Source organism: Franconibacter helveticus LMG 23732, from assembly GCF_000463115.2.
GTDB classification, from domain to species: domain Bacteria; phylum Pseudomonadota; class Gammaproteobacteria; order Enterobacterales; family Enterobacteriaceae; genus Franconibacter; species Franconibacter helveticus.
Genome location: NZ_AWFX01000057.1, coordinates 109,089 through 122,166 on the forward strand (window position 1 = coordinate 109,089; position 13,078 = coordinate 122,166).

Consider the following 13,078-nt stretch of genomic DNA (forward strand, 5'->3'; position numbering starts at 1 on the left):
TTATTTCTCGCTATCCACCAGCCCGCGAACAAAGGCGCGCTGCATTGCCAAAACAATCACCACCGGCGGGATCAGGGTCAGCAACATCGCCGCCATCACCTGGTTCCACTGGGTGCTTCCCTCGCCAAGGGAAATCATCCCCTTAATGCCCGCCACCGCGGTGCCAAGCTCCGGGTCGCTGACGATAAGCAACGGCCAGAGGTACTGGTTCCAGCCGTAGATAAAGGTGATGACGAAGAGCGCCGCCAGATTGGTTTTTGACAGCGGCAGCACGATGTCGCGGAAAAAGCGCATCGGCGAGGCGCCGTCAATGCGCGCCGCTTCCAGCAGTTCGTCCGGCAGCGTCATAAAGAACTGACGGAACAGAAAGGTGGCGGTGGCCGAGGCCATCAGCGGCAGCGTCAGCCCGGTGTAGCTGTCGAGCATTTTCAGGTTCGCAATCACCTCGACCGTGGGGAAAATACGCACCTCTACCGGCAGCATCAGGGTGATGAAAATCATCCAGAAGAAAAGATTGCGCAACGGAAAGCGGAACCAGACGATGGCGAAGGCGGAGAGAATAGAAACCGCGATTTTGCCCACCGTAATGCTGAAGGCCATGATGAAGCTGTTAAGCAGCATCAGCCAGAAGGGCGCGCTGTTGGCGCCCACGCCGTTGCGCCAGATATTGCTCATGTTCTCCCACAGATGGCCGCCCGGGATCAGCGTCATGGGCGTGGCGAACACCGCCTGGTTATCAAGCGTGGCCGCCACAAAGGCGACGTAGAGCGGGAAGAGGATGATGGTGATGCCGATAATCAGCATCACATGACAAAAGATGTCCAGCCCGCGACGGTTCTCAATCATTGGTAGCGCACCTTTTTTTCCACATAGCGAAACTGCACAACCGTCAGCACGATAACCAGCAGCATCAGCACGACGGACTGCGCGGCGGAAGCGGAGAGATCCAGCCCGGCGAAGCCTTCGCGATAAATTTTGTAGATAAGCGTGGTGGTCGCCTGCACCGGCCCGCCCGCCGTGGCGGCGTCGATAACCGGGAAGGTGTCAAAGAAGGCGTAAACGAGGTTAACCACCAGCAGGAAAAAACTCACCGGCGCAATCAGCGGCAGCGCCAGCTTAAAGAAGCGGCGAACAGGGCCTGCGCCGTCAATGGCGGCGGCCTCCACCAGCGAGCGTGGGATAGATTGCAGCGCAGCGAAGAAAAAGAGGAAGTTGTAGCTGATTTGCTTCCAGACCGAAGCAAAGACCACCAGAAACATCGCCTGGCCGCTGTTTTGCGCGTGGTTCCAGTAATAACCGAAATGCTCCAGCACATGGGTAATCAACCCGCGCCCAGGGTTAAACAGGAAGATCCACAGCACGGCGGCGATGGCGGGCGCCACGGCATAAGGCAGCAGCATCAGCGTCTGGTAGAAGCGGCTGCCGCGCACTACGTAATCCACCAGCGCGGCGAAAAAGAGCGACACCAGCAGGCCGCTGACGGTCACCAGCGTGCTGAATTTAATCGTCGTCCAGAAAGAATCCAGGTAATAGCTGTCATGGAACAGCTGGGTAAAATTCGCCAGCCCGACAAACTGGCTGGACAGACCGAACGGATCAACGCTCTGCACGGAGTACCAGAGCGCCTCGCCGGCAGGCCAGATAAAAAAGATGACGGTGATGATAAGCTGCGGCGCCAGCAGCACATAGGGCAGCCAGCCTGAGCGAAACACCGGACGGGATGAAGACATAGCGTGACTCGTTAACAGCAGCGGGCGGCGGACAGGCCGCCCGGCGATTTAAATGAAAAGGAAAAGGCGCTACCCGCCAGGCGCGCTTTATTCAACGACGCGCCTGCGCTTGATCCCCTCGTCCCGGCCCTCTCCCGACGGAGCGAGGAAGAAAACCGTTTATCTTTATTAAGCGGCGGTTTTTTCATTTCCGCAGAGCTTTCATAACGCTAAAGCCAGCCGGTTCCCTCTCCCCCGGCGGGAAGAGGGTAGGATGAAGGGGACGCGTTATCAGGATTTCGTTGACTGCTCGAAGCGGCGCAGCAGCTGGTTGCCGCGCTCGACGGCGGAATCCAGCGCCTGCTGTGGCGTTTTCTTACCGGTCCACACGCTCTCCAGCTCTTCGTCAACAATGGTGCGGATCTGCGGCATGTTGCCAAGGCGCAGCCCTTTAGTGAACGGCAGAGGCGGCTTGTTCAGCATCTGGCGAGTGGCGATATCCGCGCCCGGGTTCTTGTCATAGAAGCCCTGCTCGCGCGTCAGGTCGTAAGCAGCCGTAGTGATGGGCAGGTAGCCGGTTTTCTGGTGCCATTCGGCGGCGATTTCCGGCTGTGCGAGGAAGTTCAGGAACTCCGCCACGCCCTTGTACATCTCTTTGTCTTTGCCCTGCATTACCCACAGGCTCGCACCGCCGATAATGGCGTTCTGCGGCGCGCCTTTCACTTCGGCGTCGTAAGGCATCATGCCCACGCCGTAGTTGAATTTGGCGTAGTGGCGGATATCGGCAAGCGAACCGGAAGAGGCGGTGGTGATCGCGCAATCGCCGTTATAGAACTTTTCGGTAGACTCGTCTTTGCGCCCGAAGTAGCTGAAATCGCCTTTTTTGTTCAGCGCTTCCAGCATGGCGATATGCTTCACCTGCTCCGGCTTGTTGAACTCCAGCACCGCGTCAGCGCCGTCAAAGCCGTTGTTTTTGGTGGCGACCGGCAGACCATGCCAGGCGCTGAAGTTTTCAATCTGGATCCAGCCCTGCCAGCCGCTGGCGTAGCCGCACTTCATGCCTGCCGCTTTCAGCTTCGCGGTATAGGCGGCGAGATCCTGCCAGGTTTTTGGCGGTTGCTCCGGGTCTAAGCCCGCTTTTTTAAAGGCGTCTTTGTTGTAATAGAGCACCGGAGTGGAGCTGTTGAACGGCTGAGAAAGCAAGTGCCCGCTTTTCGCGTCGGTGTAATAACCGGCTACGGTCGGCACAAACTGGCTTTCATCAAACTTAATGCCAGCATCGTTAAAGACTTCGTACACAGGCTTAATGGCTTTGGACGCCATCATGGTGGCGGTGCCCACCTCATAAACCTGTAAAATCGCCGGGGCGTTGCCGGTGCGGAAAGCCGCAATGCCCGCCGCCAGGCTCTGCTCATAGTTGCCTTTGTAAACCGGCGCGATTTTGTATTCCGGGTGCGCCTGGTTGAAACGCTGCGCCAGCGAATCCACTTCTTTACCCAGTTCGCCTTCCATGGAATGCCAGAATGGAATGGTGGTTGCGGCCATTGCCGGGCCGCTCAGCGCCCATCCCAGAGCCACACAAATTGCTGTACGTCGTAACGAAGCTGTCATGTCTGTTATCTCTCTGATTATGCGTCTTTTGAGATGCGCGAAATCACGCGCTTTATGCTCGCGAGGTAACATGACATGCGCGTATGACAGAAAAATAACTTTTTATTTACAGAATAATGACAACAAGGACGCGGCGGGATGATGGAAACGTGAAGGTAATATGGCGGGAATAAGACTACCCGCGCAGGCGTTGAGCAATTTCCTCAAGAGATAAAAGTCCGGCGGCCGCGTCAACCGTCATCTGAACATAAGCGGGGTTAGCGGGAAGCGTTATGCCGTTACGCTTAAGAAAAAGCAACGTAATGAACAGCGCCGTACGCTTATTGCCGTCGTTGAAGATATGGCCACGTGAAATAGCGAGCAGATGCATCGCAGCCAGTAGCCAGATATCAGTTATCCCTTCGTATTCGTATTTATTCAAAACACGATAAAGAAGCGCCTCTGCCCGGCCAGAGTCAGCCATTCCCGCCACACCGGGAGTAACGCTCAACAGTTTGTCATGGAAAAGCACTATCTCTTCCGCTGAGATAAATTGCAGCGTCATTTGTCCGCCAGCTCCCTTATTTCTTTCCCGTGAATGCCCATGATGGCGTCAAACTCAGCATCCATTTTTGCAGACTGGTAACGCTCAAACTCTTCGGCGCTAATAATCACCGCCGGTTTATGACCGCGCCGGACAATAGTTACCGGCGTGCCGGATGACGCCGTTTCAAGCGCGGCGGCAAGATTTTGCCGGACTTCGCTGTAATTCATGGTAAACATAAGTCGCTCCTTTTTACGTACAAGTTAATTGTACAATTGAACGTTATGAAAAAGAAATCTGTGCCCCGCTTTCCCTTTCCGCGCGGGCTATCTGCACTAACGCGGTCTGGCCTTTTTCCATTCGCCATTTTTGATTTGGTTATAGGCGCGGTTGATCTCCCTGCGCTCCGCTTCCCGCTCGGCCTCGGTCTGGGTTCGCTGCTCGTAATCGCAGGGCGCATAACGTACGCGACGACACTGTTCGTCCATATCGCGGGCGGTGGGCGTCGGCGTTTTTTCCTGCCAGATAGCCGGGTCGCGCGGGTTAAGCTTTTCCTGAACGGCGGGTGCAGCGCTGAGGGCGGCCAGCGGGCTGATGACTGTGAATACCAAAAGAGAAAGTTTTAACTTACGCATACTGGCTCCTTGCCTTTATCTGGCGCTCAATAATTAACCAGCCGCAAAATAGCACAGGCGAAATAAAAAAGGAGCCTTGCGGCTCCTTTTACGGAAAAGTGCGTTACCCGCCAAGATAGGCGCTGCGCACCGCCTCGTTGGCCAGCAGCGCTTCGCCGGTATCCTCCAGCACCACATGGCCGTTTTCCAGCACATAGCCGCGGTCGGCGAGCTTTAACGCCTGGTTAGCGTTCTGTTCCACCAGGAAGATGGTCATGCCCTCTTTGCGCAGCTGTTCGATGGTGTCGAAAATCTGCTGAATGATAATAGGCGCAAGGCCGAGCGACGGCTCGTCCAGCAGCAGCAGGCGCGGCTGGCTCATCAGCGCGCGGCCAATCGCCAGCATCTGCTGCTCGCCGCCGGACATGGTGCCGGCGCGCTGGATGCGCCGTTCATGCAGGCGGGGGAAAAGTTCGTAAACGCGCTGGATGCGCTCGTTGTACTGCGAGCGGTCGGCAAAAAAGCCGCCCATCGCCAGGTTCTCTTCCACCGTCATGCGGGAAAAGACGCGACGACCTTCCGGCACAATCGCCACCGCCTCGCGCATAATGCGCGCCGTCTGCCAGTCAGTAATGTCTTTACCATCAAAGACGATTTTGCCGGTGCTGGCGCGCGGATCGCCGCAAAGCGTGCCGAGCAGCGTGGTTTTCCCGGCGCCGTTGGCGCCGATAAGCGTGACGATTTCGCCCTGCTTAATGTGCAGGCTTACCTCGTGCAGCGCCTGGATTTTACCGTAGTGGGCGCTCACCCGGTCAAAAGACAACATCACATTTTCCATCTTATGCCTCACCGAGATAAGCGCGAATAACGTCAGGGTTGTTGCGGATCTGCTCCGGCGTGCCGTTGGCAAGCGGCGTCCCCTGATTGACCACATAGATACGGTCTGAAATACCCATCACCAGCTTCATATCGTGCTCAATCAGCAGAATGGTGGTGTTGTGATGGTTGCGCAGCTCGACAATAAGCTCGTCCAGCTCTTTGGTCTCTTTCGGGTTAAGACCTGCGGCCGGTTCGTCGAGCATTAAAATTTCCGGCTGCGTGACCATGCAGCGGGCGATCTCCAGACGGCGCTGGTCGCCATAGGCAAGGTTGCCCGCCTGGCGGTTGGCGTGCTGCAACAGGTTAATGCGTTCAAGCCAGGTGGCGGCGCGATCCAGCGCTTCGCTGTGGGCGCGACGAAACGCCGGGGTTTTCAGCAGGCCGGAAAAAAGACCCGATTTGAGCTGCTGGTGTTGCGCCACCAGCAGGTTTTCAATCACCGTCATTTCACGAAACAGGCGGACGTGCTGGAAGGTACGCACCACGCCCAGGCGGGCGATTTGCTGCCCCGGCAGCCCTTCCAGATGCTGGTCACGCAGTAAAATGGTGCCGCCGGTGGGTTTGTAAAAACCGGTGAGGCAGTTAAAGACGGTGGTCTTTCCGGCGCCGTTCGGGCCAATCAGCGAAACTATCTCCTGAGGACGCAGCTCCAGCGAGACGTTGTTAACGGCAAGCAGGCCGCCAAAGCGCATCATCAGGCCGCTGACGGATAATAATGGCTGACTCATGCCTGCTCTCCTTTACTGCTTTTCAGTTTCAGCTGCGGGCGCGTCATCGGCAACAACCCCTGCGGGCGCCAGATCATCATCAGCACCATCAGGCCGCCCAGCACCAGCATGCTGTATTCATTCAAATCACGCATCAGCTCACGGGAAACCACCAGCAGAATGGCAGCCAGAATGACCGCGAACTGCGAGCCCATGCCGCCCAGCACCACAATCGCCAGCACGAAAGCGGACTCCGCAAAGGTGAAGGATTCCGGGCTGACGAAGCCCTGACGCGCGGCAAACAGCGTTCCGGCGAAACCGGCGAACGCGGCGCTGATAGTAAAGGCGGTCAGCTTGATGCGCGTGGGGTTCAGGCCCAGCGAACGGCAAGCGATTTCATCTTCACGCAACGCCTCCCAGGCGCGGCCCAGCGGCATGCGCAGCAGACGGTTGATGACAAACAGCGAGAACACCACCAGCAGCAGCGCCACCATGTAAAGCCAGATGACGCGGTCGGACGGGTCGTACTTCACGCCGAAGAAGTTGCTGAAGGTGTCCCAGCCTCCTTCGCGCGCGGTGCGGCTGAACTCCAGCCCGAAGAAGGTCGGTTTCGGGATCTGGCTGATGCCGTTCGGGCCGCCGGTAATCTCGGTATTGTTGAGCAGCAGAATACGCACGATTTCGCCAAAGCCCAGCGTCACAATCGCCAGATAGTCGCCGCGCAAACGCAGCACCGGGAAGCCGAGCAGGAAGCCCGCCGCCGCTGCCACCAGCCCTGCGAGCGGCAGGCAGGTCCAGAAGCCCAGACCGTAGTAGTGATTCAACAGCGCGAAGGTGTAAGCGCCGATGGCGTAAAAGCCGCCGTAACCCAGCACCAGCAGGCCGGAAAGCCCTACCACCACGTTCAGGCCAAGGCCGAGAATGATGTAAATCATGGTCAGGGTGGCGATGTCTACCGTACCGCGGGAAACCATAAACGGCCAGGCTACCGCCACCAGCAGCAGAAGCAGCAGGAACAGCTTCTGCTTTACCGTGGAACCATCAATGGCGGGCAGAATAAACTTCGGCCCGGAGACCTTTTTCATACTCTGCTGAAAGAACGGGCGCAGCAGCTGGAAGAAGAAGACCACGGCGGTGCCGATAAAGATCCACTCCCAGCGCACATCGGCGGCGGAACCCACTACCAGACGGGTGCCGTCGAGCCCTAACTGCACGCCCATGAAAACGGACGCCAGCACGAAGAACATGGCGGCGGAAAGAATGGCCGCGACAACATGCATCGGTTTCATACTTTTTCCACCTCCGGGCGGCCCAGGATGCCGGTCGGCATCACCAGCAATACGCCGATTAACAGCGCGAAAGAGACCACGTCTTTATATTCAGTGCTGAGATAAGCGGAGCAGAGCGCTTCGGTTACGCCAAGAATCAGCCCGCCGATCATCGCCCCCGGAATGCTGCCGATGCCGCCCAGCACGGCGGCGGTGAACGCTTTCATGCCGGCCATAAAACCGATGTAGGGGTTGATTACGCCATAGAACTGCCCGAGCAGCACGCCCGCTACCGCCGCCATCGCCGCGCCAATCACAAAGGTCAGCGCAATCACGCGGTCGGTGTTAATGCCAAGCAGGCTCGCCATTTTCAGGTCTTCGGCGCAGGCGCGGCAGGCGCGGCCCATGCGCGAGTAGCGGATAAACAGCGTCAGCGCCAGCATCGCCAGCACCGTCACCACCCAGATAACCAGCTGCATGGTGGTAATGCTTGCAGAGAAATTCTCGCTGCTGCCGATCGTCCACTGGCCGTTGAAGAGGCTCGGCAGCGCAATGTCGCGCGAGCCTTCTGTCAGGCTAACGTAGTTTTGCAGGAAGATAGACATACCAATGGCGGAGATAAGCGCAATCAGGCGCTTGGAGCTGCGCACCGGGCGGTAGGCCACGCGCTCAATGCTCCAGCCGTAGGCGCTGGCGATAACAATCGCCCCCACAAACGCGGCGCTGATAAGCAGCCAGCTGGTGTCGATGCCCATCATCATCAGCGCGGCGATGATCATGAACGACACATAGCTGCCAATCATATAAACCTCGCCATGGGCGAAGTTGATCATGCCGATAATGCCATAAACCATGGTGTAGCCGATGGCTATCAGCGCATAGGTGCTGCCCAGCGTGACGCCGTTAAACATCTGCTGGAGAAAATAGAGGAACTGCTCGGACATAACGTAACCTTCTTTAATCCTGCGGGGTTGCCCCGCAGGGGGATGCACAAGCGCCTCGCCTTATTTCGCCACTGTGGACGATCCGTCGGCGTGCCACTGGAAGACACCAAACTCAAATCCTTTCAGATCGCCTTTTTCATCCCAGTTCAGCGGCCCAATCACGGTATTCGCACCGTTCGCTTTTAAGTCTTTAATCAAATCCGCCGGCTCGCGGCTGCCGGCGCGTTCAAGCGCGGTAGCAAGCGACTGTACGGCGGCGTAGGTTATCCAGACGTAAGGTCCGCTCGGATCTTTTTTCTCCGCCTTCAGCGCCGCCACCACGTTCTGGTTGGCAGGCTCCTGGTCATAGCGTTTCGGCATAGTGACCAGCATCCCCTCGCCGGCATTGCCCGCAATGTTGGAAAGCGAAGCGTTGCCTACCCCTTCCGGCCCCATAAACTGGGTTTTCAGGCCCGTAGCGCGCGCCTGGCGCAGCATCTGGCCCATTTCCGGGTAGTAGCCGCCGTAATAAACGAAGTCGATGTTCTCTTTTTTCAGGCGCGACAGCAGCGCCGAGAAATCTTTCTCGCCTGCGGTAATGCCGTCAAAAAAGACCACGTTGGCGCCGCCTTTTTTCAGGCCGTCCTGCACCGAGCGGGCCAGCCCTTCGCCGTACTGCTGCTTGTCATGAATGATGGCGATGCGCTGCGGCTTTACCGTCTCCAGAATGTATTTCGCGGCGGTGGGCCCCTGCGCGGAGTCGAGGCCCGCCGTGCGCATAATCATCTGGTAGCCGCGTTGCGTCAGCTCGGGATTGGTGGCGCCCGGCGTTATCATCAGAATGCCTTCATCTTCATAGATATCCGACGCAGGCTGCGTGGAAGAAGAACAGAGGTGACCAATAACATAACGGATATTGTCGTTGACGATTTTATTCGCTACCGCCACGGCCTGTTTGGGATCGCAGGCGTCGTCATATTCCACGCCCACCAGCTTGTCGCCCTTGATGCCGCCTTTGGCATTGATGTCTTTAATCGCCTGACGCGCGCCGTTGAACTCCATATCGCCCCACTGCGCTACCGGCCCGGACATTGCACCCACTACAGCGACTTTAATTTCCTGCGCTAAAGCCGCTTGCGATACCGCCAGTGCAACTATCCCCGCGATAAATGACTTCGCGTTCCTGTTCATCCTCAAATACCCCATTTGTGACGTGAGTGACTAATTGGTTTTATTATGGTTAAAAATTATTCTGTCGAATTTATAGACAACGCTATTTTTGCCTGTTTCTTTAATGGGTTAGCGTAGTAATTCCGTAGGATACTAACTAAATCCTCTATTTTTCAGGCGATTAAGCAGAGATAATATTCTGTATTATCGCGGAGATAAACAAAAAAAAGCGCAGCTTTCAGCATAAAATATCGATATTAAGAGCCATATAAAACGCTGCTTTTTAGCGTTATCTGCTGGTGAAAATTCGATCCGCAATGGTTACCACTGCTTTCTTATGAACACAAAAAGTAATCAGCTAGTGAATGAATCAGAAAGTGAAAGCCACCAGGCAGAGAAATTGGATAAACTTAGCTTTATTTCTGTTTGCGGAAATACCGTCATGAAACTCACCATTATTCGTCTGGAAAACTTTAGCGAGCAGGATTATCTCGACCTCGCGAAAATCTGGCCTGAATACCCGGCCGACTCGCTGCGCGTGGATGAATCTCACCGGATTTATGCCGCGCGTTTCAATGACCGTTTACTCGGCGCGGTTCGCGTTACGCTGCGCGGCACGGAGGGCGCGATGGACTCTTTGCGTGTACGTGAAGTAACGCGCCGCCGCGGCGTCGGGCATTATTTGATCGAAGAGACAATCCGCGATAATCCATCGATTACCGACTGGTGGGTAATGGATATTGGCGTGGAAGATTACAAAGTCATGAACGCTTTCATGCAGACGCTGGGTTTTGACGCGCAGCAGGATGGCTGGCTGAAGCGCCTGAGTTAAGGTTTCGCGCGTTGCCCTTCAGGGCGATAAAGGTTGATACCCTCTCCCTGTCAGGGAGAGGGCTGAAGCGAGTGTGATTATTTAGCGTCGGTCGCCGTGCCGTTGGCATGCCAGGTGAACACGCCGAATTCAAAGCCTTTCAGGTCGCCTTTCTCATCCCAGGAGAGCGGGCCCATCACGGTTTCCACCGAATTGCCTTTCAGGTATTTGGCGATAGCCGCCGGGTCGTCGCTCTGGTTCAGGCCAGCCGCCAGCGATTGCAGCGCGGCGTAGGTAGTCCAGACGAACGCGCCGCTCGCATCCTGTTTGTTCGCTTTGATGGCGTCCACAACCGGTTTGTTCGCCGGCACCTGATCGTAGTTTTTCGGCTTGGTGACTAACATGCCTTCAGCGGATTCGCCTGCAATGTTAGAAAGCGAAACGTTCGCGACCCCTTCCGGCCCCATAAACTGGGTTTTCAGGCCCGCTGCACGAGACTGGCGCAGGATCTGCCCCATCTCCGGGTGGTAGCCGCCATAGTAAACAAAGTCGATGTTCTCTTTCTTCAGGCGCGCCACCAGCGTGGAGAAATCTTTCTCGCCTGCGGTGATGCCGTCAAAGAAAACCACGTTCGCTTTGCCTTTCTTGAGGTTGTCCTGCACCGCGCGGGCCAGCCCTTCGCCATACTGCTGTTTATCATGAATGATGGCGATGCGCTGCGGCTTCACTTTCTCAAGAATGTATTTTGCTGCGGTCGGCCCCTGGTCGGAATCCAGGCCGGTGGTGCGCAGGATCAGCTGATAACCGCGCGCGGTCAGCTCCGGCGCCGTGGCCGCCGGGGTGATCATCAGAATGCCTTCGTCTTCGTAAATGTCAGAAGCAGGCTGCGTGGAGGAAGAGCAGAGGTGGCCGATAACATATTTAATGCCGTCGTTAACCACTTTGTTCGCAACAGCTACCGCCTGTTTCGGGTCGCAGGCGTCGTCATATTTCACCGCAACCAGTTTATTGCCTTTGATGCCGCCTTTGGCGTTAATGTCTTTAATCGCCTGCTCGGCGCCGGTAAATTCCTGGTCGCCGTATTGCGCTACCGGACCGGACATCGCTCCGACCACCGCGACTTTGATATCTTCCGCCATCGCCGCGCTGCTCATTGCCAGAGCGATACATCCCGCCAGTAAGGCTTTACCCATCATTTTCATCCTGAGCTTCCCCATTGTTATGGTTTTTGCAGTTGTGTTGTTGTTTTGTTTTGACACTTTATTTTAGCTTTACAATAGAGTTCAGCATTTAATGCCATATATGGCGAATACCACCCGTGTCCTGGCAGCATACTCTGCTAAAAACATACCCCATTTTTCTGAATTTGGAATCACTATTTTTCACGTCAATAATGGCGGAGGATGGCGAAAAAATATACGCCGCGCCAGTTGGGCGGCGTGATAGTGCGGATTTACCAGCCTGCGGGCAGATAACCGAGGGCGGAAAGCACAGCGTAAAGCGCGCTCGCCAGGTAGAGCAGAACGATAGTCGCCTGGATAAGCGGATGGGTGCTCCAGCTGCATTGCCAGCGCGGCGTTATATCGCCACGTTTACGTGCGCCTTTAAGAATGAGAATGGGCATGATGGAGAGGATCACCCCACTGAACACGCCGGCGAAATAGAGCGCGTTCACAAAAGAGACCATGCCGCTGTAGGCCAGCGCGAAGGGAGGCAGCGCCACAATAAGCAACACGCCGAACCGTTTGAGCGGCTGCGCGTCATCGCCGAGGCGGAACTTATCGAAGATATTCGTCAGAAAGCTGCCGCCAAGCCCCCAGTAAGAGGTGAGCATGGCGCAAAGCGCGAAAATATTGGCCGAGAAAAATGCCCACTCGCCCAGCGCCCGCCCCCATGAGATGGTCGCCACTTCCGAGATATTCTCCAGCCCGTTAAGCGCAATTACGGAAAGCGGCACGAGAGTAAGCAGCGCGAAGGTCAGCCCCATGCCGACGATAATCGCTTTCGGCAGCTTTTCCGGTTTGTCGGCGAAGCCGCGCGCCATTTCCGGCACAATGTATTGCGCCGCAAAGCAAAAGGCGGTGACGTTAAAGACCGGCACCATGTAGCGCCAGTCGCCATCCAGCAAATAACGAACCTGGGTTGAATCCTTGAGCAGCGTGGCGACGACCAGCACGCTTATCATCACCACCATGCCGATGCTGATAAATTTCTCGCCGCGGCCAATCGCCTTCAGCCCCAGCCACAGCACGCCCGCCGCCGGAATAAAAAAGAGCAGGCTACCCATGGCGGGAGAAAGACCAAACAACGAGTGAAGCAGCTTGCCGCTGCCGGTCATGTAGGCGGTGAGCGCGCCGACGCTGTTTACGCAGACGGAAGCAAACATCATCCAGGCGCCGAACCGGCCAACGTAGCGCGCCGCCAGCCCGCTGAGTTGCAGGTGCGAACGGGTGCGCAGCGTCGCTTCCGCGACATACAGCATGGTGATGGTGGTGAGCGTGCCGACCAGCGCCAGCCAGAAGAGCAGCGGCAAAAATCCCGCTTTGCTGGAGGCGTAAGCGATGGAAAGTACGCCCGCGCCAATATTGGTGCCGACTATCATCGCCACGCCTTCGACGAAGCTTAGCGATTTCGCCGGTGCGGCGGTCCGTTCGCGGGCGCGCCAGAGCGAGCCGGAGGAGGTGGTGGAGTTATCAGACATAATTCTTCCTTAAATATCCGGCGGCAAAAACCACCGGCAGCGGTTGTGTTCACGGTGATCTACTTATTTGTCTTCTGGATAGTTAAGCGTCCGGCTTAAAAGCGCGGTCCCTGCCTGTAAGAACCCAAAGGCGCGCTGCTATGGCCTGCGAACGATGACAGG

Annotated in this window: 14 protein-coding genes; 1 reads left to right on the plus strand and 13 read right to left on the minus strand. The window is 56.5% G+C overall.

Annotation, left to right across the window (positions count from 1 at the left end; genetic code table 11):
• From ugpE to livK, 11 genes are all read right to left on the minus strand, one after another.
• Positions 1-846, minus strand: coding sequence for a sn-glycerol-3-phosphate ABC transporter permease UgpE (ugpE, locus tag DW56_RS19990; RefSeq protein WP_024552066.1), 846 nt, complete (start codon positions 844-846; stop codon positions 1-3).
• Complete coding sequence (gene ugpA / locus DW56_RS19995) at positions 843-1,730, minus strand: sn-glycerol-3-phosphate ABC transporter permease UgpA (protein ID WP_024552067.1); 888 nt, start codon at positions 1,728-1,730, stop codon at positions 843-845. Before ugpA ends, ugpE begins: the two co-directional genes overlap by 4 nt.
• Positions 1,731-2,000: 270 nt before the next feature.
• Positions 2,001-3,320, minus strand: a complete 1,320-nt coding sequence (gene ugpB / locus DW56_RS20000; RefSeq protein ID WP_024552068.1) for a sn-glycerol-3-phosphate ABC transporter substrate-binding protein UgpB — start codon at positions 3,318-3,320, stop codon at positions 2,001-2,003.
• 175 nt (positions 3,321-3,495) lie between these two features.
• The gene (locus DW56_RS20005) at positions 3,496-3,864 is read right to left on the minus strand and encodes a type II toxin-antitoxin system death-on-curing family toxin (protein WP_024552069.1); all 369 of its coding nucleotides are present in this window, start codon (positions 3,862-3,864) and stop codon (positions 3,496-3,498) included.
• Positions 3,861-4,082 (minus strand): type II toxin-antitoxin system Phd/YefM family antitoxin, encoded by a 222-nt coding sequence (locus tag DW56_RS20010; protein WP_024552070.1) that lies wholly within the window; start codon positions 4,080-4,082, stop codon positions 3,861-3,863. The genes DW56_RS20005 and DW56_RS20010 overlap by 4 nt, the downstream gene beginning before the upstream one ends.
• Before the next feature lie 96 nt (positions 4,083-4,178).
• The gene (locus DW56_RS20015) at positions 4,179-4,478 is read right to left on the minus strand and encodes a hypothetical protein (protein WP_024552071.1); all 300 of its coding nucleotides are present in this window, start codon (positions 4,476-4,478) and stop codon (positions 4,179-4,181) included.
• Positions 4,479-4,581: 103 nt separating this feature from the next.
• A complete protein-coding gene (livF, locus tag DW56_RS20020) occupies positions 4,582-5,295 on the minus strand; it encodes a high-affinity branched-chain amino acid ABC transporter ATP-binding protein LivF (RefSeq protein WP_024552072.1) in 714 nt (237 codons plus the stop codon).
• Position 5,296: 1 nt separating this feature from the next.
• Positions 5,297-6,064 carry a high-affinity branched-chain amino acid ABC transporter ATP-binding protein LivG gene (gene livG, locus DW56_RS20025; protein WP_024552073.1) on the minus strand — a complete coding sequence of 256 codons (768 nt, stop codon included), beginning with the start codon at positions 6,062-6,064 and terminating at the stop codon, positions 5,297-5,299.
• Entirely contained in the window at positions 6,061-7,332 is a 1,272-nt protein-coding gene (locus DW56_RS20030) for a high-affinity branched-chain amino acid ABC transporter permease LivM (RefSeq protein ID WP_024552074.1), read from the minus strand. Before DW56_RS20030 ends, livG begins: the two co-directional genes overlap by 4 nt.
• Positions 7,329-8,255: a high-affinity branched-chain amino acid ABC transporter permease LivH gene (gene livH / locus DW56_RS20035; protein WP_024552075.1), complete on the minus strand. Its 927-nt coding sequence runs from the start codon at positions 8,253-8,255 to the stop codon at positions 7,329-7,331. Before livH ends, DW56_RS20030 begins: the two co-directional genes overlap by 4 nt.
• A 60-nt stretch (positions 8,256-8,315) precedes the next feature.
• Positions 8,316-9,425, minus strand: coding sequence for a high-affinity branched-chain amino acid ABC transporter substrate-binding protein LivK (gene livK, locus DW56_RS20040; protein WP_024552076.1), 1,110 nt, complete (start codon positions 9,423-9,425; stop codon positions 8,316-8,318).
• Positions 9,426-9,846: 421 nt separating this feature from the next.
• On the opposite strand from livK, the gene panM reads away from it, so the two are divergent.
• Positions 9,847-10,236, plus strand: coding sequence for an aspartate 1-decarboxylase autocleavage activator PanM (gene panM / locus DW56_RS20045; protein ID WP_024552077.1), 390 nt, complete (start codon positions 9,847-9,849; stop codon positions 10,234-10,236).
• 77 nt (positions 10,237-10,313) lie between these two features.
• Here the strand turns inward: panM and DW56_RS20050 are convergent, their stop codons facing one another.
• Together DW56_RS20050 and DW56_RS20055 are read right to left on the minus strand one after the other, a co-directional pair.
• A complete protein-coding gene (locus DW56_RS20050; protein ID WP_139152797.1) occupies positions 10,314-11,417 on the minus strand; it encodes a branched-chain amino acid ABC transporter substrate-binding protein in 1,104 nt (367 codons plus the stop codon).
• A 251-nt stretch (positions 11,418-11,668) separates the two neighbouring features.
• The gene (locus DW56_RS20055; RefSeq protein ID WP_024552079.1) at positions 11,669-12,916 is read right to left on the minus strand and encodes an aromatic amino acid transport family protein; all 1,248 of its coding nucleotides are present in this window, start codon (positions 12,914-12,916) and stop codon (positions 11,669-11,671) included.
• Positions 12,917-13,078: the final 162 nt, after the last annotated feature.